Origin of the sequence: Methylomonas sp. Kb3, from assembly GCF_002834115.1 — a bacterium.
GTDB lineage: Bacteria > Pseudomonadota > Gammaproteobacteria > Methylococcales > Methylomonadaceae > Methylomonas > Methylomonas defluvii.
This window is the reverse complement of sequence record NZ_PIZT01000009.1, coordinates 63,186-84,589: the sequence shown is the minus strand read 5'-3', so window position 1 is coordinate 84,589 and position 21,404 is coordinate 63,186. Positions and strand designations below refer to the sequence as shown.

General features: G+C 52.4%; 20 protein-coding genes. 12 read left to right on the top strand and 8 right to left on the bottom strand.

What is annotated here, in order from left to right; genetic code table 11:
- The first annotated feature begins 211 nt into the window (after positions 1-211).
- Positions 212-2,344 carry a DNA helicase RecQ gene (gene recQ, locus CWO84_RS07300; protein ID WP_033157093.1) on the top strand — a complete coding sequence of 711 codons (2,133 nt, stop codon included), beginning with the start codon at positions 212-214 and terminating at the stop codon, positions 2,342-2,344.
- Here the strand turns inward: recQ and CWO84_RS07295 are convergent.
- Genes CWO84_RS07295 through CWO84_RS07285 form a run of 3 tightly spaced genes read right to left on the bottom strand, consistent with a single transcriptional unit; the run spans position 2,313 to position 3,520 of the window.
- The gene (locus CWO84_RS07295) at positions 2,313-2,777 is read right to left on the bottom strand and encodes a DUF1249 domain-containing protein (RefSeq protein ID WP_033157092.1); all 465 of its coding nucleotides are present in this window, start codon (positions 2,775-2,777) and stop codon (positions 2,313-2,315) included. The genes recQ and CWO84_RS07295 overlap by 32 nt on opposite strands.
- Positions 2,778-2,779: 2 nt before the next feature.
- Positions 2,780-3,184 carry a 6-carboxytetrahydropterin synthase gene (locus tag CWO84_RS07290; protein WP_033157091.1) on the bottom strand — a complete coding sequence of 135 codons (405 nt, stop codon included), beginning with the start codon at positions 3,182-3,184 and terminating at the stop codon, positions 2,780-2,782.
- A 36-nt stretch (positions 3,185-3,220) separates the two neighbouring features.
- On the bottom strand, positions 3,221-3,520 hold the full coding sequence (locus CWO84_RS07285) for a PilZ domain-containing protein (RefSeq protein ID WP_033157090.1): 300 nt from the start codon (positions 3,518-3,520) through the stop codon (positions 3,221-3,223).
- Between the two features lie 249 nt (positions 3,521-3,769).
- On the opposite strand from CWO84_RS07285, the gene CWO84_RS07280 reads away from it, so the two are divergent.
- From CWO84_RS07280 to CWO84_RS07260, 5 genes are all read left to right on the top strand, one after another.
- On the top strand, positions 3,770-4,783 hold the full coding sequence (locus CWO84_RS07280; RefSeq protein WP_033157089.1) for a tryptophan--tRNA ligase: 1,014 nt from the start codon (positions 3,770-3,772) through the stop codon (positions 4,781-4,783).
- A gap of 108 nt (positions 4,784-4,891) precedes the next feature.
- Positions 4,892-5,650 carry a YdcF family protein gene (locus tag CWO84_RS07275; protein ID WP_033157088.1) on the top strand — a complete coding sequence of 253 codons (759 nt, stop codon included), beginning with the start codon at positions 4,892-4,894 and terminating at the stop codon, positions 5,648-5,650.
- A gap of 91 nt (positions 5,651-5,741) precedes the next feature.
- Positions 5,742-7,559 (top strand): ABC transporter ATP-binding protein, encoded by a 1,818-nt coding sequence (locus CWO84_RS07270; RefSeq protein ID WP_101052189.1) that lies wholly within the window; start codon positions 5,742-5,744, stop codon positions 7,557-7,559.
- 318 nt (positions 7,560-7,877) lie between these two features.
- Positions 7,878-8,564, top strand: a complete 687-nt coding sequence (locus tag CWO84_RS07265) for a DUF5677 domain-containing protein (RefSeq protein WP_201799018.1) — start codon at positions 7,878-7,880, stop codon at positions 8,562-8,564.
- A 109-nt stretch (positions 8,565-8,673) separates the two neighbouring features.
- The gene (locus CWO84_RS07260; RefSeq protein WP_101052188.1) at positions 8,674-9,243 is read left to right on the top strand and encodes a GNAT family N-acetyltransferase; all 570 of its coding nucleotides are present in this window, start codon (positions 8,674-8,676) and stop codon (positions 9,241-9,243) included.
- 289 nt (positions 9,244-9,532) lie between these two features.
- On the opposite strand, the gene CWO84_RS07255 is transcribed toward CWO84_RS07260, so the two are convergent.
- From CWO84_RS07255 to CWO84_RS07240, 4 genes are all read right to left on the bottom strand, one after another.
- Complete coding sequence (locus tag CWO84_RS07255; RefSeq protein WP_033157086.1) at positions 9,533-10,021, bottom strand: peroxiredoxin; 489 nt, start codon at positions 10,019-10,021, stop codon at positions 9,533-9,535.
- A 232-nt stretch (positions 10,022-10,253) separates the two neighbouring features.
- Positions 10,254-11,684, bottom strand: coding sequence for an efflux transporter outer membrane subunit (locus CWO84_RS07250; RefSeq protein WP_033157085.1), 1,431 nt, complete (start codon positions 11,682-11,684; stop codon positions 10,254-10,256).
- Positions 11,674-14,847 carry an efflux RND transporter permease subunit gene (locus CWO84_RS07245; protein ID WP_101052186.1) on the bottom strand — a complete coding sequence of 1,058 codons (3,174 nt, stop codon included), beginning with the start codon at positions 14,845-14,847 and terminating at the stop codon, positions 11,674-11,676. The genes CWO84_RS07250 and CWO84_RS07245 overlap by 11 nt, the downstream gene beginning before the upstream one ends.
- Before the next feature lie 21 nt (positions 14,848-14,868).
- Positions 14,869-15,954 (bottom strand): efflux RND transporter periplasmic adaptor subunit, encoded by a 1,086-nt coding sequence (locus tag CWO84_RS07240; RefSeq protein WP_101052185.1) that lies wholly within the window; start codon positions 15,952-15,954, stop codon positions 14,869-14,871.
- A gap of 454 nt (positions 15,955-16,408) precedes the next feature.
- Here CWO84_RS07240 and CWO84_RS07235 point away from each other — a divergent pair, with 454 nt between their 5' ends.
- The 6 genes from CWO84_RS07235 to CWO84_RS07210 all read left to right on the top strand — a co-directional run bounded on the left by CWO84_RS07235 (position 16,409) and on the right by CWO84_RS07210 (position 20,624).
- On the top strand, positions 16,409-17,083 hold the full coding sequence (locus tag CWO84_RS07235; protein WP_101052184.1) for a response regulator transcription factor: 675 nt from the start codon (positions 16,409-16,411) through the stop codon (positions 17,081-17,083).
- Positions 17,076-18,473: a sensor histidine kinase gene (locus tag CWO84_RS07230; RefSeq protein WP_101052183.1), complete on the top strand. Its 1,398-nt coding sequence runs from the start codon at positions 17,076-17,078 to the stop codon at positions 18,471-18,473. Before CWO84_RS07235 ends, CWO84_RS07230 begins: the two co-directional genes overlap by 8 nt.
- Before the next feature lie 99 nt (positions 18,474-18,572).
- Positions 18,573-19,199 (top strand): carbonate dehydratase, encoded by a 627-nt coding sequence (can, locus tag CWO84_RS07225; RefSeq protein WP_033157080.1) that lies wholly within the window; start codon positions 18,573-18,575, stop codon positions 19,197-19,199.
- A gap of 169 nt (positions 19,200-19,368) precedes the next feature.
- Entirely contained in the window at positions 19,369-19,680 is a 312-nt protein-coding gene (locus CWO84_RS07220; protein ID WP_101052182.1) for a hypothetical protein, read from the top strand.
- 117 nt (positions 19,681-19,797) lie between these two features.
- Positions 19,798-20,154: a hypothetical protein gene (locus tag CWO84_RS07215; protein ID WP_051670067.1), complete on the top strand. Its 357-nt coding sequence runs from the start codon at positions 19,798-19,800 to the stop codon at positions 20,152-20,154.
- Positions 20,155-20,198: 44 nt separating this feature from the next.
- The gene (locus tag CWO84_RS07210; protein WP_101052181.1) at positions 20,199-20,624 is read left to right on the top strand and encodes a hypothetical protein; all 426 of its coding nucleotides are present in this window, start codon (positions 20,199-20,201) and stop codon (positions 20,622-20,624) included.
- 76 nt (positions 20,625-20,700) lie between these two features.
- Here CWO84_RS07210 and rpiA read toward each other — a convergent pair whose 3' ends face one another.
- The gene (rpiA, locus tag CWO84_RS07205; protein ID WP_101052180.1) at positions 20,701-21,378 is read right to left on the bottom strand and encodes a ribose-5-phosphate isomerase RpiA; all 678 of its coding nucleotides are present in this window, start codon (positions 21,376-21,378) and stop codon (positions 20,701-20,703) included.
- Positions 21,379-21,404 lie beyond the last annotated feature (26 nt).

Here is a 21,404-nt window from a genome sequence, read left to right as displayed (position 1 = left end):
AAGCGCGGCATTATATAGGGTGGATTTTGAATTGTTGAAATCGGCGTGCTGTACATTGAATTAAGGAGATTGGGGATGTGCGTTACTATTTCAAGGCGTAGAAGGCCGTAGCGGATTTCGCATGGATCGGGCGGTTGCGGATGATGGCCTGATCTATGGTCTAATACCTCGACAACTTTTTTGCCGGTTTAGATTTAGCAAGTAATGATTTATGACCAATAACCCCGCCCTGCAAACCCTGCGTAGCGTGTTCGGCTACGACAGTTTTCGCGGCCAGCAGCAACAGATTATCGAACAATTGATCGGCGGCCGGGATGTGTTGGTATTGATGCCGACCGGCGGCGGCAAGTCCTTGTGCTATCAGATTCCGGCCCTGGTGATGGACGGCGTCGGCATCGTCATTTCGCCGCTGATTGCGCTGATGCAAGATCAGGTCAGCGCCTTGCATCAAGTGGGCGTGCGAGCGGCCTATTTAAATTCGACGCTGGCGCTGGAGCAGGTGCGCGAGATCGAACAGAAGTTGCAGAACGGCGAGTTGGATTTGCTGTACATTGCCCCTGAGCGCTTATCCAACGCCAGAACCCAGGCCTTGTTCGCCCGCTGCAAGATCGCTTTGTTTGCCATCGACGAGGCGCATTGCGTATCGCAATGGGGCCACGATTTTCGCGCCGATTATTTGTTGTTGTCGGTGTTGCACGAACAGTTTCCGCAAGTACCGCGCATCGCTTTAACCGCCACAGCGGACGAGCGTACCCGCCAGGAAATCATTACCCGGCTGGCGCTGGAACAGGCTCAGGTGTTCGTCAGCGGTTTCGACCGGCCGAATATTCGCTATCGGATCATTCAAAAAGACAATGCCCGTCAGCAATTATTGACCTTTATCCGCAGCGAACACCCCGGCGACACCGGCATCGTTTATTGCTTGTCGCGTAAAAAAGTCGAGGAAACCGCCGAGTGGCTGAACGGTAAGGGCTTGAAAGCCCTGCCGTATCATGCCGGCATGGAGCATAGAGAGCGGCAGAAGAATCAACACCAGTTTTTGATGGAAGACGGTTTGATCATCGTCGCCACCATTGCTTTTGGCATGGGCATAGACAAGCCTAACGTGCGCTTCGTGGCGCATCTGGACTTGCCGAAAAGCGTGGAAGCCTATTATCAAGAGACGGGCCGGGCCGGCCGCGACGGCCTGCCGGCCAACGCCTGGATGGCTTACGGCTTGCAGGACGTATTGACGCTAAGGCAAATGCTCGGTTCATCCAATGCCGACGAGGCGCACAAGCGGATTGAATTGCACAAACTGGATGCGATGCTGGCCTTGTGCGAAATGGTCAGTTGCCGGCGGCAGGCGCTGCTTGGCTACTTTGGTGACGTTCTGGAGCAGGGCTGCGGCAATTGCGATACTTGCCTGGAGCCGGTGGAAACCTGGGATGGCAGCGTTGCCGCGCAGCAAGCCTTGTCGTGCATCTATCGCACCGGCCAGCGTTTTGGCGTGACCTATTTGATTGATGTGTTGCTGGGCAAAAGCGACGACCGGATGCGCCAGTTCGGCCATGACAAGCAGTCCACCTTCGGGATCGGTAAAGCGCTGGACGAAAAACAATGGCGCTCGGTGTTTCGGCAATTGGTCGCCAAGTCTTTGGTGGAAATCGATTTCGAAGGTCACGGTAGTTTGAAATTGACCGACGCCTGCCGGCCGGTGTTGCGGGGTGAGCAAACTTTGATGTTGCGCAAGGATGCGCAGATCGCCAAGACCCGCCGCGAAAAACCCGAAAAACGCCAACCGGGTGGCGCGGCGGACAGCGCCTTGTGGAATGCTTTGCGAGCCAAACGCAAAGAATTGGCCGACGAGCAGGACGTGCCGCCCTATGTGATTTTTCACGATGCGACTTTGATGGCGATGGTCGATGCTCGGCCGCGTAATCATCAGCAATTGAGCATGTTGTCCGGTATCGGCCAACGCAAACTGGAATTATACGGCGATGAGTTTTTGGCGGTGTTAGCCCAATTCGACGACGAGCCGCCGGTGTCAGCCACCGACACGGTTGCGGAAAGTCTGGATTTATTCAGATTGGGCTATAGCGTCGAGCAAGTGGCGAAACAGCGTGGCCTGAGCGAGGACACGATTTACAATCACATGGCCAAAAGTCTGGAACTGGGGCTGGTGGCGCTGGGCGATGTGTTGAGCTTGTCGCCGGCGGAAGTCAGTGAAATCGAAGCGGTGTTGTTAAGCTTGCCGGAAGAACAACGCAATGCCTTGAAGCCGGTCTACGAGCAACTGGGCGGCGCTTACAGTTACGGCGTGTTGCGTTGTGTCAGAGCGGCTTTACAGCAGCAGCTTGGTTGAGTTTGTCGTGCGTGAAGCGGTAATCAGTCTTAAGGCAATGATCCAGCCACTTTTGCAGGAAATAGTTTAAGCGCCATTTGTAGTTTCTGATTTCCACTAGACTGCCGGGATCTTGGTAAACCTTATCGACTGTCGGCCGGTCAATGTCGCGCAGCACTTCCGCCAATTGCGCATCCAGATAAATCCGAATTTTCACCGCCGGCACGATGTGCTCTGACAGTTGTTGGTCGAAGCAATGGCTAAGTTCTATCGTCAAGGTGTAGGGGTTACGCTCCAGCACTTGCAGATACAGCGCCGGTTTGTTTTGAGTCAGGCCGACGGCGGTTTTATCAAAAGAGCGCAGATTCGGAATCAGCCTGAACAACTTCTGATAATTGGATTCGCAGATCTTTTCCAGGCAGAGTGCGGTGTTGACCGGTTGCACCAAGCTCATGCTTAGTCTTCCCGATAGCAAGCATTGGCGCTGGCGGTTTCCCACAACACCACTTGATCGACATTAAAGCCTTGTTGTTTGACGTGCTGGTAAATCATCTTACTCAGTACTTCGGCGGTGGGATGTTCGTCGATTGCCAAAAACTGTTCGTGGTTGGCGACCAGGGCCGGGATGATAGGGTCGTCTTTATGCAGTAAAAAGTTGTGATCCAGCACCTTATTGATAAAGCCATCCACGCAGTCTTTCACGTCGGAAAAATCGCAGACCATGCCTTGGTCGTTTAGGCTGTTTTGTTTGATGGAGATGCTGGCTTTGACGCTGTGGCCGTGCAAGTTGCGGCACTTGCCCGGATGGTTCATCAGGCGGTGGCCGTAGCAAAAATAAACTTCTTTGGTGATGATATACATAGCGTGCTACGTCCTTGTCAGGAGCGGGTGTTGTCCTTAATTGCCTTTAATGCTTTTGATTGATGCGGCTATTTCAAAGCTGCCGTCGCCTTGTTTGACGCTACGCACCACTTCGATGAAGGCCGTCATCGGTGGGGTGATTTGGGTTTTCGGCATGATGCTGACTTCCATGGCTAAACCGACATCGAACGGCCGGTTGGCAATAAACGATACGCCGGCGCCGCTCAGCGTTGTGCATTTACCGGTACTGACCTCGCTGGAATCGGCCAGCTTATAGGTAATGTCACAGTCCACATCCATACGGATGTAATCGCGTTTTTCATCATGATTCAGCATTGGCTTCCCCCGATTCGGATTGGCAGTGGTTGGGTAAAAAATCAGTCGCAGGGAGTTTACTATAAAAATCCGTGGCTCTGGTTAGGAAATAGTGGCTCATATCGCCCGAATCAGCGGATTTTTTGGGCGGGCTGTGACGCAGTTGGCATCCAGGCAATTGCCAGGTTCGGCGGTTTTATTGCCTGACTATCCCAGGCTATTTGTGTAAAATTCCGCCACTTTTTCATTACAGACAGCGCAGGCAGCAGCATGAGTAAATCCATTGTCCTTACCGGTATCACCACCACCGGCACGCCGCATCTTGGCAATTACGCCGGGGCGATCCGGCCGGCGATCAATGCCAGCAAAGACGAGCAGGTCAGACCGTTTTATTTTCTGGCCGACTACCATGCGCTGATCAAATGCAACGAGCCTGCCAGGGTCAAGCAATCCAGCCTGGAAATCGCCGCGACCTGGCTGGCGCTGGGATTGGATACCTCCAACGCGGTGTTTTACCGCCAGTCCGATGTGCCGGAAATTCTGGAACTGACCTGGATGCTGACTTGCGTGACCGCCAAGGGCTTGATGAATCGCGCCCATGCTTATAAAGCCGCCGTCGCCGAAAACGAAGAAACCGAAGGCAACGATCCGGACAAAGGCATCACGATGGGCTTGTTCAGTTACCCCATCCTGATGGCCGCCGATATTTTGATGTTCAACGCCAACAAGGTGCCGGTGGGCAAGGATCAAATCCAGCATATCGAAATGGCCCGCGACATCGCCAGCCGCTTTAACCATATTTACGGTGAACATTTTGTCTTGCCGGAAGCGGTGCTGGACGACAACGCCGCTACCTTGCTAGGCCTGGATGGCCGCAAGATGAGCAAAAGCTACAACAACACCATCCCGTTGTTCGAGCCGGAAAAGAAACTGCGGAAACTGATCAACAAGATCAAAACCAACTCGCTGGAACCGGGCGAACCCAAGGATACGGAAGGTTGCACCTTGTTTGGTATCTATCAGGCCTTTGCCAATCACCACGAAGTCGAAGCGATCCGCCAACGCTACGCCGAAGGCATAGGCTGGGGCGAGATGAAGCAGGTGTTGTTCGAGAAAATCAACGATGAAATCGCCCCGGCTCGCGAGCGTTACGAAGCCTTAATGGAAGCGCCGGAGCATATCGAGCAGCAATTGCAGGAAGGCGCCGAGAAAGCCCGTGCCATCACCCGGCCGTTTATCAATACCTTGCGGGAAGCGGTGGGGATTTCCAGATTGGCGATATAACCGCGCTAAGCCTTTAGAGACGCAAAAACCTTGCGTCTCTAGTTCACTCCCAATGTGGTTTGTCTATAGCCATATTGACTAATACTTGCTCAAGGATGATCGTGTCCCATGTCCATCATCGCTATCTACGTTATCAAGCTGCTGTTGTTGCCGCCAACCTCTTTGGCGATGCTGGCGCTGGTTGGCTTGCTTTTGCGCAAGCGTAAATGGGGAAAGAACATGGCGATAGTCTGTCTGGCACTGTTGTGGTTATTGAGTTTGCCGATTGTGGTTAAGCACTGGGCCATGCTCTGGGAAAGGGTTCCGCCTCTTTCTACCGAAGCCGTGCAGCAATTTAAACCGCAGGTCTTGGTGGTGATAGGAGGCGGCATCGAAACGTCAGCGCCGGAATATCCTGGGCAGGTTACTTTACATGTCAGAACCTTGCTGCGTGTGCGCTATGCTGCCAAGTTGGCCGGGGAGCTGGGTTTGCCGATTTTGGCTTCCGGGGGCGGTATGCTGGAGCCGGATGAAATTCCCGAAGCGGATTTGATGGCGCAAACCTTGGAGAGCGAGTTTAAAACTCCAGTGGCCTGGCGGGAGCCGCGCAGCAGCAATACTGCCGAAAATGCCCGTTTCAGTCGCGAGCTGTTGAATGAGTTAGGTATTAATAAGATTGTCCTGGTCACCCAGGCCTACCACATGCCGCGAGCTGCTTTGGAGTTTCGTAAAGCCGGTTTTGAGGTCTTGCCGGCGCCAACGGCCTTTATCGGTCACGCAGGCAAATCCCGCTGGCTGGATTGGTTGCCGTCTCCAACAGCTTGGTCCAACAGCTTCCTGCTGGCCCACGAAATGGTCGGCATGTGGTGGTATCGAATGCGTTACTGATATAACGCTGCTCCACCTGGCCCGTTCATCAACGGCGCGGCCGCCGGGCAATTGGCTATAATGGCAGGCCGCTTTCTTACTTGACGCCATCATGTCCAAATCGCCCACCAAGGAAGGTCTCCGCCGCGCCGCGGACGCACCGCCATTACCCGCCAACCCCTGGCGTTTTATCCTGTTTTGCTTGAAGCCGTTCCGCTGGCTGTTGCTGTTGATGCTGATACTGGAAACCGGCCAAGCAGCCGGCAGCATCTTGGTGCCGTATGCGATTAAAGCCTTGATGGACGCGGTTGCTAGTCAGCCCGTGCCGGTTGTTGATTGGCTGGAGACTTTCAAACAACCCTTACTATTGCTGGCCGGCCTGAATCTGGCGGAGATTATTTTCAGCCGCAGCAGCGGCGCGGTGCTGATCATCATGGGGCCGCGCTTGCGGCAGGGCACGGCAAGGTCCTTGTTCGCTTATCTGCAAAACCACGCGCCGCGCTACTTTGGCAACCATTTCGCCGGCGCGCTGGCGCATCGCATCAGCGAAACGGCGATGAGCGTCAATCACACCACCTGGTCCATCATCTGCGATTTCTGGCCGATCGCGGTGACGTTTACGGTGTCAGTCACGCTATTGCTGGGCGTGCATCAAGGCCTGGGTTTATTCGTGGCCGCCTGGGTGCTGCTGTACGTTTTGATCTCCTATTGGCTGGCCACCCGTTGCCAACCCTACGCCCAGGATTTTGCGGCCACCCGCAGTATGGTCAACGGTAAGATCGTCGATGCGGTGACGAATATTCTCAACGCCAAATTGTTCGCCCGCTTACAACACGAACGCGAATATCTGGACGGCTTTCTGGCTACCGAATTAAAAAGCGCCCGCCGCACCTTTTGGTATATGGAGCGGGTGCGCTGGTTTCAATTCACCGCTGCCGCCATTTTAAAGATCGGCACCATCGGCTACGCCTTGCAGCTGTGGCAAGCCGGGGAAATCAGCGTCGGTGCCTTTGCCATGAGTACCGGACTGGCGATTTTGGTGATCGGCGATGCCCGCAATTTGAGTCGACGCTTTCTGGAGTTTTTTGAGTACGTCGGCAACGTCGCCAACGGCGTCGACACCATCATTCAAAGCCACGAAATCATCGACCTGCCGGACGCCAAACCTCTGCAAATCAACCAAGGCCGCATCGAATTTAAAAACGTCTGCTTTAGTTACGAGCCGGGCCGACAAGTATTCGATCATTTGAATGTGGTGATCGAGCCGGGGCAGCGGGTGGGTTTGGTTGGCTTCTCCGGTTCCGGCAAATCGACGTTTGTGAATTTGATCCTGCGCAACTTCGAACCGCAAGCCGGGCAAATCCTCGTCGACGGCCAAGATATTTTACTGGCGACCCAGGATTCCCTGCATGCGCAAATCAGCCTGATTCCGCAAGATCCCAGTCTGTTTCACCGCAGTCTGAAGGAAAACATCGGCTACGGCAAATTGGACGCCGACGACGCGCAAATCAGCTTCGCCGCCAAACTGGCGCATGCCGAAGAGTTTATCGCGGCCATGCCCGAAGGCTATGAATCACTGGTCGGCGAGCGCGGAGTCAAACTCTCAGGCGGCCAACGCCAGCGCATCGCCATCGCCCGGGTGATGCTGAAAGATGCCCCCATCCTAATCCTGGACGAAGCCACCTCCAGCCTGGACTCGGTCACCGAAAAAACCATTCAGGAAAACCTGGAGCGGGTCATGGGCCGCAAAACCGTCATCGCCATCGCCCACCGCCTCTCCACCATCGCCCATCTGGATCGGGTGCTGGTGTTCGATCAAGGCCGTATCGTCGAGGATGGCAGTCATCAGGAATTGTTGGCTAAGCAGGGTTTTTATTACCGGCTGTGGACGATGCAGGCGGGTGGGTTTTTACCGGATGAGGTGGTTTAGTTGATTGAAATTGGAAATCAAAAGGGTGGGCTATGCTGTTGTGCCCACCGTTTCATCGGTGCAAGGTTAGTTCCGCGTAGGCACAAAAGGCGTGCCCAACCTACAAGGCTTTAGCGCCTAGAAGCCAAGTGTCAGGGATGGTATAGTTTTCTCTAAGTTTATGGGTGTCGTATTTTTCACCGCCACTTGGAATGTTAAATTTCCACTCACACTAAAAATCAATCATTTGAGCGCAAACAGTAAGAGTTATGCGTTAAATGCGCCAGTTTATTTGACAACTGATGTCATAGCTTACGTTAGTGATCACGTTCATACATCATGACAACTGCCACAACAGCACTGGACGAATTGGTTAGCTTCTTGAATGAGCAGGTTGCGCGACTCATTGCTGCATCTGAAATTGATGCTGTGGGGCAATTGGACCTGAGGGATGAAATTGCCCGCCAGCAACTAAGCCGCACAGCAGAACTAGTGCGCGGAGCTGCTGCATTGGGTGCTAACCATAATGCTGCTTGCTTAGGCATTATTGGGCGCTGTCTACTTGAGCAACTGATCACAGTCCTGTGGGCTATCCGTTCGATTGAAAATGCTCAAGAACATCAGAGCTCGGCAACTGCAGAACTCGCCAAAGCGCTCAAGATCAACTTGAAGGCCGGAACGGCAAAAATCAAGAACAGGCATACAGGAGAAGAAGCTACCGCAGAGTTTCTAGAAACCGAGCAAATGAAAAACATTCCCAAACGGAGGAGCGTAGAAGAGTTAGCCAGGGAAGCTGAGGTTTCGGATTTGTACACGGTCTTCTATCGGTTCATGTCACTAGAGACGCATGGCCATCATGACGTGTCTACGGAAGCCTCAGATCCAATCTCTCTATGCGAAATGCATCTCCAAAGCATTGGTGCTATCAGCCGAGCAATTGGGCAGGCCTGCGTTTGGTGGCTTTTGCATCGGAGCGGGCCAGACAATGAATCCATACGTGATGTTTTGGGGCTCAATAGCAAGTAGCCTCGATGGAATCGAGGTTTCGAAGGCCAATATCCTGCAATTGCCAATATGTGTTTGGTGGTCGGTAAGCCGACGCCCTCGATTCCGCTGACGCTGCATCGAGGCTACAATGGCTCATCGCTACGAAAAGATAGACTGGCAAACAACAACCTTATTCGTGATCTCGCCCATGTCGATACGTCTTGCTATTCCGGCCGATGCAAAAGCCATTGGTCAAATTCGCGTGGCGGCTTGGCGCGCTGCTTACCAGCCGTTCATGCCGTCGGAGTTCTTGGCGTCGTTAGATCCTTCCGCAAACCTGGACGCACTAACAGAACGGTTAACTAATCCAACCAGAGAGTTCATGGTGTTTGTTGCGGAGGACGAAGGCAATACGGTTGGCTTTTCAATTATCGGCGCACCTCGTTATCCGACACAGGAACTGACTGTTGAACTTTGGGCGCTCAATGTGTCGCCTGCCCATTGGCGCCAAGGATTAGGGAGAAAACTCGTTGATCGTTCAGTGGCGGAATCATTCAATTTAGGTTTTGCCTGCATCGAGCTGTGGTGCATCAAAGGCAATTCCCCTGCTGAAGCTGCGTATGCGGGTTGTGGTTTTACACTCACCGATAAAGAGCGCACATCGTCGGCGTTGACGGGACATCCATTGCACGAAGTTCTTTACTCAAAGATACTCTAAGATCACTTCGAAATGGATGTGACAGTAAAGTAACCGTCCAGGCTGCTATCTAAAGCAAGTAGTTTCGAAGGTTATTTCCTCCCAATTACAGACAAGAGTTTGGCGGTCGGTAAGCCGACTTCCTCTTTCAGGGCTGTGGAAGTGTTGAACAGCCTGAAGCGCATCGTTCGTGATTGCTCAGGGTTGGAAATTCGGTATGAGCTAAGCGCTATTTCTGGTCGGCTTGGCTGGTGGGATTCAATCTAGTAGGTCGGGATAGGCATAAGCCGCAACCCGACCTAGTCATCTTTTATGCCTCAGCCGGCGCGTTCAGTCCTTTGATAATATCCAACACCGCCTGCGCATGTCCTTCATGGTTAACACCATACATGGCTTCGATCAGTTTGCCGTCTTTGCCGATGATGAAAGTCGAACGAACGATTTTCCATTTTTTCACCCCGTCTTTTTCCACTTCCTGCCAGACGCCGTAAGCTTCGCACAGGTCGCCGGAGGTATCGGCCAGCAGTTGTACGTTCAGGCCGTATTTGGCGATGAAGTCGCGGTGGCTTTGGCAATCGTCTTTGCTGACGCCGATGATCACGGTGTCCTGGGCGTCGAATTCGCCGGCCAGCGCGGTAAAGTCGTTGGCTTCAATGGTGCAGCCGGGGGTGTCGTCTTTGGGATAGAAGTACAACACCACATTTTTGTCCTCTTGGTAATCGGACAGGTAAATGAGTTTGTTGTCTTGATTGGCGGATCTAAAAAAGGGCGCTTCCTGGTTTTTTTGTAATTGTGACATGCGATTCTCCTCTTGTTTTTGGCCGGATAAGTTCCAGCACGCGGGCTGTTGGCATCGATTTAAAGCGGCGCCAGGTTTTTACGACCGGCGTCGTTGAAACCGAAAGGCTCTGCCGTAAAAGGCTGCTCTCGGCGATTATGAACCAGGTTTCCGGTGGCATCTACCACAAATATGGTGAGATTTAGGTGGACTGCAGTGCCGGGGTAACTTGAGTCTATCTCAACAAAATGCATTATGACTGCCAACCGCCGCCCAGCGCTTTGTAGAGTTCTACCATGGCGCTAATCTGCTTTTGCTTGGTTTCGATCAGTTCCTTTTTCGCTTCCAAGGCATCGCGTTGCGTCAGCAATACCTCCAGATAATCGGCGCGGGCCGAGATGAACAACTGGTTGGCTACGTCGATTGATTTCACCAAAGAATCGACTTGCTGGCGTTTGAGCTGGTAGTTTTTGTCCAGTTTATCGATGTTGGACAGTTGATTGGCGACTTCAGCATAGGCATTAATGATGCTTTGCTCGTATTCATAGGCCGCCTGCACCTGCTTGGCGTTGGCGTTTTTATATTCGGCGGTAATCGCGTTTTTGTTGACCAGCGGTGCCACCAGTTCGCCGGCGACCATGGCCGCCAATGATTCCGGCGTGTTGATCAGATATTTCAAGGCAAAGGCTTGAAAGCCGACGCCGGCCTTGATGCCGAACGACGGGTAGAAATTAGCCCTGGCAACGTCGATATTCAGGTCGGCAGCCTTCAATTCCAGTTCGGCTTTGCGGATGTCCGGCCGGTTTTGCAACAGCTCCGACGGCAAGCCGGCGCTCAACGCCTTGGGCTTGATGCTCATGAAACCGGCCGACGAACGTTCGATAGGCTGCGGGGTTCGCCCCAGCAAGGTGTTGATACGGTTTTCTACAACGGTAATCTGCTGCTCGATTTCATATTGCCTGGCCTGGTTTTTCGCCACCTCGGCTTCGTAACGCTTCACTGCCAACGTATTGGTGCGCGCATAAATCTGCAATTGCCTGACTACCAGCAAGCCATTCTGCTGCAGCGCGATGTTTTGCTGCAAATTTTCCAACTGGTTATCCAGGGCCAGCAGTTCGTAATAGGCATGCGCCACTTCCGCGACCAGATGAGTCAACAGGAAATTACGGCCTTCACCCGAAGCCATATATTCGTAGACCGCTACCTGGGTGGCGTTCCTGAGCTTCTTCCAGACGTCGATTTCCCAAGTCGAGAACAAACCGAATTGGTAGTCGCCGAGGAAAGCCGGGAAGGCCTGGCCTTTGGCAATCTCCAAATTTTCTTCGACCGCGCCGTTGCGGGTGTGCTTTGCGGTTTTCTCGCCGCTTGCCGCCGCGCCAAGTTTGACGAAGGGCAAATATTCCCCTTTGCGGGCCTGGATTTCGTTTTCGGCGATGCTGATGCGTTGCAGTGCGATGTTGATTTCCTTGTTATTGGCAACGGCGGTATCGATCAAGCTCAGCAGATGCGGATCGTCGAAAAATTCTTGCCATTTCACGGTCGCAGAACTGGCCTGCTCAATGACTCCCGGCTTGAATTGGTCGGGCAGCTGCTTATCCGCCATCTTGGTGGTCATGTCCGGAATGCCGCAAGCTTGCAGCAGCAAGCCGGCTGCCACCGTTGCGGCTAAACATTTAATACTCATCGTCGTCTCCATAGTGATAATGCTCGGTTAACGGTTCGACGTCTTCGTTTTTGACCAATGACTTACCTTCGATTAGGTTGGCGAACAGGTAATAAAGCGCAGGGATCAGCACCACGCCGAACACGGTACCGAACAACATGCCGCCCAGTGCCGAGCTGCCTATGGTGCGGTTTCCGACCGAGCCGGCGCCGGTGGCCACCACCAAGGGGATCAAGCCGGCGATGAAGGCGAACGAGGTCATTAAAATCGGCCGGAACCGCGCCCTCGCGCCCTCAATGGCCGCGTCTTTGACCGACATGCCCTGGCCGTGTTTTTGCACCGCGAATTCGACGATCAATACCGCGTTCTTGCCCAGCAAGCCGATCAACATCACCAAGCCGACTTGGGCATAAATGTCATTGGCTAGCCCCAACGCTTTCAACAGAAAGAACGAACCAAAGATGCCGGCCGGCAACGAACACAACACCGCTAGCGGCAACACGAAGCTTTCGTACTGCGCCGCCAATACCAGATAAACGAACATCAACACTACGCCGAAGATGATCAGCGCTTCGTTGCCGCGCGCCGCTTCGTCAAACGACAGGCCTTCCCAGGCAATGTCATAACCGCGCGGCAAGGTTTTGGCCGCCACGTCCCGCACCGCGTCAATTGCCTCACCGGTGGTGTAACCAGCCGCCGGCTCGGCACGGATCGCTGCCGAGTTGTACAGGTTATAGCGGGTAATTTCGTTTGGGCCCTGGCGCTGCTTGATGGTCATGAACGACGAATATGGGACCATTTCACCGGCATCGTTTTTGACGAAAAACTTCAAAATGTCCGACGGAAACCGGCGAAACTCCGGCGAAGCCTGGGCATACACCTTGAAAAAGTTGTTGAAGCGGATAAAGCCCTGCTCATAAGTACTACCGATCATGATGTCCAGGTTTTCCATCGCCTTATCGATGGACACGCCTTTCTGCATCGCCAGTTGGTTATCGATGACCAGTTCGTATTGCGGGTAATTGGCAGCGTAAAACGTGAACAGTCCGGTCAATTCTTTGCGCTTGCCCAGCGCGGCCATAAAGTCCTGGTTGATCTTGTCGAACTTTTGATAATCGACATCTTCGGACTTATCCAGCAGACGTAAGGCCAGACCGGACGCCGCGCCGTAACCCGGCACCGGCGGCGGTTCGAAAAATTCGATCAAGGCGCCAAAATCCTTGGTTTTTTCCTCCAGTTCTCGAATCACGTCGTGCACCGACATTTTACGTTGCGACCAATCCTTGAGATTGATGATGCAGGTGCCGGCATTGGAACCGCGGCCTTCGGTCAATACTTCGTAGCCGGCCAGCGACGATACCGATTGCACACCGTCTATCGTCGTTGCCACACTTTGCAGCTGGCGCGCAACCTGGTTGGTCACTTCTAGCGTTGAACCGGGTGGGGTCTGGATAATGGCGTAAATCATGCCTTGGTCCTCACCGGGAATGAAACCGGCCGGCAAGGTTTGATTGACGAGAAAAATGCCGAACGAGAATCCACCCAAAGCCAGCAAAGTGACAATGCGCCGAGCCACCACGACGTTCAGCACTTTAACGTAGCGGCCGGTGACTTTTTCGAACAGATAGTTAAAACCGTCGATGAACAGGCCAATCGGGGTTCTGCGCTTCGGCTGGCCGTGGGTGTTTTTCAAAATCATCGCGCACAAAACAGGCGCCAACGATAAGGCGACAATCGCGGAAATCACGATGGACGATGCCATCGCAATCGAGAACTGCCGATAAAACACCCCGACCGGGCCCGACATGAAGGCAATCGGCACAAACACCGACGTCATGACCAAGGTGATCGCGATAATCGCGCCGCCAATTTCGCCCAAAACTTTTTGCGAGGCGACGTAAGGTGTGACGTGTTCCGCTTCCATCTTGGCGTGTACCGCCTCCACGACCACGATGGCGTCATCGACGACGATACCTATCGCCAGGACCAACGCAAACAGCGTGATCAGGTTAATCGACAAGCCAAAAGCCGACATCACCGCGAACGAGCCGATCAACGATACCGGCACCGCCAAAATCGGAATCAAAGTCGAACGCCAGTCGCCCAAGAAGATGAACACCACCAAGGCCACCAGCACGAATGCCTCGCCCAAGGTATGCAGGACTTTCTCTATCGAGGCATCGAGGAAGCGGGACACGTCGTAATCGATTTCGTAATCCATGCCTTCCGGAAACGAGGCTTTCAATTCCTCCATTTTGGCTTTGACGTCCTCGATTACCTGGCTGGCGTTGCTGCCGTAGTTTTGCTTGAGCACAATCGCCGCCGACGGGAACGAATCTTTGTTGGAATAAATATCGTAAAATTCGCTGCTCAGATCGACCTTGGCGATGTCTTTTAAATGCAGAATTTCGCCTTCCGAATTGGCGCGGATGATGATGTTTTCGTACTGCTCGGGTTTGTTATAGCGGCCTTGGTACACCAGCACATATTCTTTGGATTGGGCGGCGATACCGGTGCTTTGCCCAATTCGGCCCGGCCGGCCGATGATGCTCTGCTTGCCTATCGCGTCCATCACCTCGTCGATTGACACCTTGTAAGCGCGCATCCGGTCCGGATTCAGCCAAACCCGCATCGCGTATTGACGGCTACCCAAAATCTTGGCCTGAGCGATGCCGAACACCCGCTGAATTTCCGGGATGACGTTGACGTTGGCGTAATTGAACAGAAATTTCTCGTCGGCGTTCTTGTCCTTGCTGTACAAATTGACGTACATCAGCATGCTGGGTTGCACCCGTTCAACGACGACGCCTTCCAGTTGCACCAGCTTCGGCAACCGGCTCATCACCTGATCCAGGCGGGTCTTGACGTTGACCATTGCCAGGTTGGGATCGACGCCCAAGCCAAAAATGACTTGAATCGTCGCTTCGCCGGCGCTAGTCGCGTCCGAGACAATGTACTTCATACCCGGTACACCGTTGATTGCCCGTTCGATGGTGATCAGCGACGATTGCACTAACACGTCGGCGCTGGCACCGGGAAACGCTAACGAGACAATGACCCGCGGCGGCGCAATATCCGGGAACTGCGAGATGGGTAAGGATTTAATCGACAGCGTGCCCATGAACAGAAACAACAGCGACAATACAATGGCCATCACCGGGCGTTTGATAAAGATATTAAACATGGCTTATCCCCGACTGGCGAATTACTCGGTATACAATTCCAATTCGGAACGAATTTTTTCCGGCGGAATTAAATTAATCTCCACTTTTTCGCCGGCGTGGACCTTGCGCAACCCCTCTAATAGCACCTTGTCGTCGTCTTTCAAGCCCTCTTTTATAATAAATAAATGCGGCAATTCGGCTTCGATTTTGACTAGCCGTTGCTCCAATTTTCCCTCTGGATTAACGACATAAACGTAGGTTTTGTCGAGAATATCGAAGGTGGCTTTTTGCGGAATTAACAACGCATTTTTATAAGGCTTTGTCATTAATATGGTGCCGGTTTCGCCGTGTCTTAGAAGTTTATCCGGATTGGCAAAAGTGGCGCGAAATTCGATATTGCCGGCGGTATTGTCAAAATCAGCTTCTATGGTTTCTATAATACCGTTCTGATTGTAAACTTGGCCGTTGGCGAGCTTTAATTGCACCTTGGTTCGGGTGTCTTCATCCTTGTGTAATTTATAATCAAGATATTCCGCTTCCGGCACATTAAAATAAACCCACAATTTACTGATATCCGATAATGTGGTTAATAAGGCGCCGTCTTCCAGTAAGCTGCCGGTCCGCACATCCAGATGATCCATGATGCCTTCGAATGGCGCATTAATATTGGTAAAACCCAAATGGGTTTCCGCCAGCTTCACTTCCGCGTTAGCCTTGTCCAGCTTGGCTTTCGCCAAGGCTAGCTCATTGGGTGAGACGATTTTTTGATCTGCCAAACCCTTGGTGTTTAGGTATTCGATATTTATCGCATTGGCTTCGGCCTGGGCTTTTAATAATTCGGCCTGGTAAATATTTGGCATAATTTTGAACATCGGTTGGCCTTGATGAACCAACTGCCCTTCATCGACAAATATATTCTGCACATAGCCCCGTTCCAATGCGCGAATTTCAATATGTCGAAATGCGTGAATCTGGGCAACATACTCCTTAGTTACCGCAGTATCTTCGCGTAGCGGCATGGTCGCTTCCAGTTTGGGTATTTCTTCTGGATGCTCAGTATCGGAGTGATTGCATCCGCTTATTAAAGCGGCCAATAATCCCATAAATAAAGTTGTTTTATATTTCATTTTAAACTGCCTAATTTACAATACGTATAAAATATCTATTATTAATCTTTAATTTAATAGAGCGAATTAAGCCTGCGACTGAAATAAACGTAAAATATTCATTTGAAATCGACTAGATTTGAGCAAATTCGATGCCAGTATTTTTTTGTGCTATTGATCAGTGAATAAATACCAGCAACGTATAGGGGATTTACCTTTGGTCTTAGATATAGCGTGAGTTAGAGGCGCAAATACTCCGATTTAAGGGTGTTTGATTTTTGATAAGCTTTAAGCTCCTAGATTGGTTGTCTGGTTGAAATCCACCGGCCAAAGGTTTGCAGTCCGGCAGGTTGGGGGTTTCGTGATAAGGTTTTCAAACATGACTGTGTTCTTGGATACCATGGAGCGACGCCTGGCGCGCGGCTCACCCTGTTGATACCCGCAGTCATTAACCTTTCAAGATAGGAAACAAAGCATGCGAATTTTATTAGTCGAAGATGACGCCGCATTGGGGGACGGCTTGTCGCGAACCCTGAGCGATTGGGGCTTCGACACTACGCTGGCCAAGACCGGGAATTACGCCGGTAGCGCGCTGATGACGCAACCCTACGATCTGGTGATTCTGGATTTGGGCCTGCCTGACATCGACGGACGGGAGGTATTGCGGCAGTTACGGGCGCGCAAATCGGTGATCCCGGTGTTGATATTGACCGCCCGCGATGCGCTGAACGATAGGGTTAGCGGTCTGGAACTGGGCGCCGACGATTACATGACCAAACCCTTCGAACTGCGGGAGTTGGAAGCCAGGGTCAGGGCGTTGTTGCGCCGCAGTCACGGCGGCTTTAATCATGACATTCGTTTCGGGGCATTGACTTTGGATACCCGCAATCAGCAGATCAGCGCCAACGACATGCCGATGGCGCTGCCGCCGCGGGAATATGGCGTATTGGAGGCCTTGCTGTTGAGCAGCGGCCGGGTGGTCAGCAAGGACAATATTGCGCAACGGCTGGCGGCCCATGCCGAGGAACTGGCCGACAATGCCATCGAAGTGTATGTGCATAGGCTGCGCAAGCGTCTGGAACCCTTGGGGATCAATATCAGAACCCTACGCGGGCTGGGTTATCTGCTGGAGAAAAGTCAGGATGAATAAACCGCAAAGTCTTAGGGCCCAGCTGCTTTCCAAGCTGACTTTGCCCCTGCTTTTCGTGGTATTGCTGGATGCCGCTGCTTCTTATTTCGTGGCGATGCACTATACCGATCTGGCCTACGACCGCTGGTTGCTGGATTCGGTGAAGTCGTTGACGCAAGAGGTGCATGCCCAACAAAACCACGTCACTTTCGAATTGCCGCCCATCGCTGTCGAAGTATTTCGTTGGGACGACGTCGATAAAACCTTTTTTAAAGTGGAGTCGCAAGCAGAGGGCTTCATGGCCGGCGACGCCGACTTGCCCAGTCCAGCGATTAACACGTTAACCAGTAATGAACCGTTTTTTTCGAACGGCGAGATAGCCGGCCACGAAGTGCGGATTGTTTCGGTGCTGACCACGCCGACGCCAAGCTCGGAGCACGTGTTGGTGTCGGTGGCGGAAACTCTGAACAAGCGCCGCAGCATGATGACCGAGATTTTACTGGCCGTGGTGCCGCCACAATTTTTGCTGCTGTTCATCGTCGGTTTTCATGTCTGGACCGGCGTTAATCGCGGGCTCAGGCCGCTGAACGATCTGGCGGCGCACCTGGCCGAGCGTTCGGCTCGCGACTTTAATCCGATCCTGGATGCCGACGTGCCCTTGGAAGTACGCTCGCTGACGCATACCATCAACGATTTATTGCAACGGCTGGGTTCGACCTTAATCACCCAACAGCGTTTCATCGAAAATGCCGCGCATCAACTGCGTACACCGCTGGCAGGTCTAAAATTACAGGCCGAGCGTGCTCTCGGTGCCGACAACCCGGAAGCGATGAAAGCGGCGCTGGGCCATATCAAAAATGCCGCCGACCGCGTTGCTCACCTCAGTACGCAATTGCTGGTTCTCGCCCGCTCGGAATCGGTGTCGCAAAGCGCTCCGGAATTCAAACCGGTCGATTTGGTCAAGCTGGCACAGGAATCGTGTATGGATTGGGTGACCAGGGCTTTGGATCGCAATATTGAACTGGGATTCGACGCGCCGAACGTGGCGGTGACGGTCGCTGGCGACGAAGTCTTGCTACGCGAATTGCTCAGCAATCTGCTGGACAATGCCATTTGCTACGGCAACAGCGGCGGCTATATCAATGTTGGCGTTCTGGCTTTGCCGCATGCGGCGCTGATTGTCGAGGACGACGGCCCCGGCATTTCGATTATCGAGCAGGAGAAAATTTTCGAACGCTTTTATCGAATCCAGGGCAGCCAAGGGGAGGGTTGCGGTTTGGGTCTGGCTATTGTCAAAGAAATTGCCGATTTGCATGCGGCACGGGTCACGGTAGTCAGTGGCGGCCAGGGTAGGCAGGGTACTCGCTTCGAGATTGTTTTTAATGCTGACGAAAGTGTATTAAATAGTTAGCAGATGCTTTTGGGATAGCCAGCCGTTCTTTGAAAGGTTGATGAAAGGTTAAGCCGTTAATTTAGCCTCACCATCAACTCAATAAGGAATGTGCGTGCCATGCCTAACAAACTGCTTTTAGAAAACAAAGCCTGGTCTCAACAACTGGTAAACAGAAATCCGGACTATTTCGTCAATTTGGCCAAGGAGCAACGTCCCGAGTTTTTATGGATAGGTTGCGCCGACAGCCGGGTGCCGGCGGAGACCGTGGTCAACGCCCAGCCGGGAGAAATTTTTGTGCACCGCAACATCGCTAACCAAGTCGTTACCACAGACTTTAATTGCCTCAGCGTGTTGCAGTACGCGATTGAAGTACTGAAAGTCAAACATGTGATTGTCTGCGGTCATTACGGTTGCGGCGGCGTTAAAGCGGCATTGCAAGCGCAAAATGTCGATTTGGCGATCACCAATAAATGGCTGATGCATATCAAGGATGTCTATCGTCTGCATATGGACGAGTTGGATCATATCAATCCGGAGAAGCAGCTTGATCGGATGGTTGAGTTGAACATTATCGAACAGGTGTATCGCCTGGCGCATACCTCCATCATTCAATCGGCCTGGAAACAGGGTCATAAACCAACCGTGCGCGGCTGGGTGTATGGGCTTGACGATGGCTTGATTGAAGAGCTGATCAAGCTTGACCATAACACCCCGATCAACCCCATTTACCGTTACGCAGCTTGATTACGGCTGCTTTTTAAACAAAAAAGCGGCGTTTGCAATGGCTAACTGATAGGAAGAAAGGCAATGGTGTTGCTATTAAGGTAGCGATTCGCTATCTTAATGATGTGTGAAGGGGCATTTTCAAAAATCAAAACTGGGTCAGGCCAGATAACAACAGGAGCCGCAATTCATGTTTATTCCATTAGCTTCGGGAAAAAGCGCTGCACGGATAAGTGCCGCGTATTTAATCAGCGTTAGTTTGCTGATGTCCGCTTGTGCAACTAGGGAAAATGCCGAGTATCCCCATGCTGTTGGTGTGAAGACTGTCTTATCCGCTGTGGCGTCATCCACAACGGCTGCTGACAGCGCGTCTTCGACGCCGCAGCTTAACCGAGTTGCCGCAACGCTTACTCCGCATTCCGACGATATGCTGCAATCCTTTGAGCAAGCGTCGATGAAGATGGATCAATTGCATCGGCAAAAGGGCGAATGGAGTTTCTAACTTTTTTATTCCCTCCGTACCTTTGCCGAATCAGGGAGTTGGTTAAGAGTGATTGTAAAAACAGCACATTGCATTAGAAAACATTGTGATCACAAATAATAAGAAAGGAGACCATCAATGAAAACTAAACACTTAGCATCGCTACTGATTGCCGTCGGATTGCTGTCTGCTTGTGCGACAGAGTCTGGCCCCAAGCCGCAAAGTTGGGCAAAAGCGGTACAGACCGCTGATACCCGAGATGCGCATATACGTCTTGCCGATCATTACGAAGATGTCGCTAAAACGCTGGATGCGGATGCCCAGGAAGAGCGGGAAATGCTGGATCAATATATAGCCAAACCCTGGAAGTATGGAAAACGCATTCAGGATTTGAAGGCGCGGGCTGACGCGATGGTCAGAGATTTGGAGATGGCCGCTAAAGAAAGCAGGCAAATGGCGGAATACCACAGGCAAATGGCCATGGAAGAGCGCTAACCGGCCAGGTTGCGTTTGTTATTCACAAATCCTGGAGAATTGAGATGATTAAAGACCATCTTGACTTGGTTATCGTGGGGCTGATCGCGCTATCCATCGCCATGTATGACATGGTGATTGATTTGTTTATGAATGTTCTGCATCTGTGTTTCGAGCTACTGCATTTTCTGTACGAATGGTTCGAGCTAGGCATAGAGCACACGGTTGAACACCTATTTCATACCTCCCGGCACGGTAGCCAGATCGTCACGTTCTATATTCTGTTATTGATCGCCGGTTTGTTGTTGTACGGCTTATGGCGGCTTATGCCGCGCCTTTACCGCAAGTGTGTAGAGTGTTTGCGGTTGACTTGGGAACGCCGAAAAACCGAATGCCATTATTACTGGCTGTCGCTGCCTTTGCTGAATAAAGTGCGGCTGATTTCCACGGCAACCGGGGTTTTTAGTTTGACGTTTTATTTCGTAACGTGAGGGTAAACCGCCGAATGGGTGAGAACCTGCCCATTCGGCGGCATTGCTTGGGGTGGCTGTCGTCTGTTCGCAGGCACTAGGCCCACTGCTCTTCGACTTGGCCGTCTTGACCGCAGAATACTGCGCGGGTCAGGCCGCAGAAAATGCCGTGTTCGACAATGCCCGGAATGGCATTCAGCTGCTCGTTCAGGGTTTTGCCGTCCGGATTGGATGCGAAGGCTACATCCAGCACCAGGCTGCCGTGAGAGGTAACCACCAATCCGTCTTGATTAGCCGTTTGCCGCAACGAGCCGTGGCCGCCAATCGCCGCAACACTGCGCTGCACCAGCCGCCAGGCAAATGGGCTGACTTCTATCGGAATAGGGAGTTTCTCACCGATGCGATTGACCTTCTTGCTGGCATCAATCAATACCAGAAACTGATCGGCGGCCTTGGCCAGCAATTTTTCTCGCACCAGGTCGTAACCGCGGCCTTTCAGCAAAGTCAGGTCGGGCGCTACTTCGTCGGCACCGTCGACATACAAATCCAATCCGTCGATATGTTCCATGCCGAGCAAGGACAAGCCCAGTTGTTTGGCTTTGTTGGCGCTGACTACTGAACTGGAAACCACCTTGAACTGCAGGCCTTCCTCATTTTGCCGACGCGCCAGTGCTTCGATGAAAAAATTGGCGGTGGAACCGGTGCCCAGTCCCACTATCATGCCCGGTTTGACATGTTGTACCGCGTGTTCCGCGACCCGCTGTTTGTCGTTCATGATTCTGTCCTGTTGAGTGGTATAGA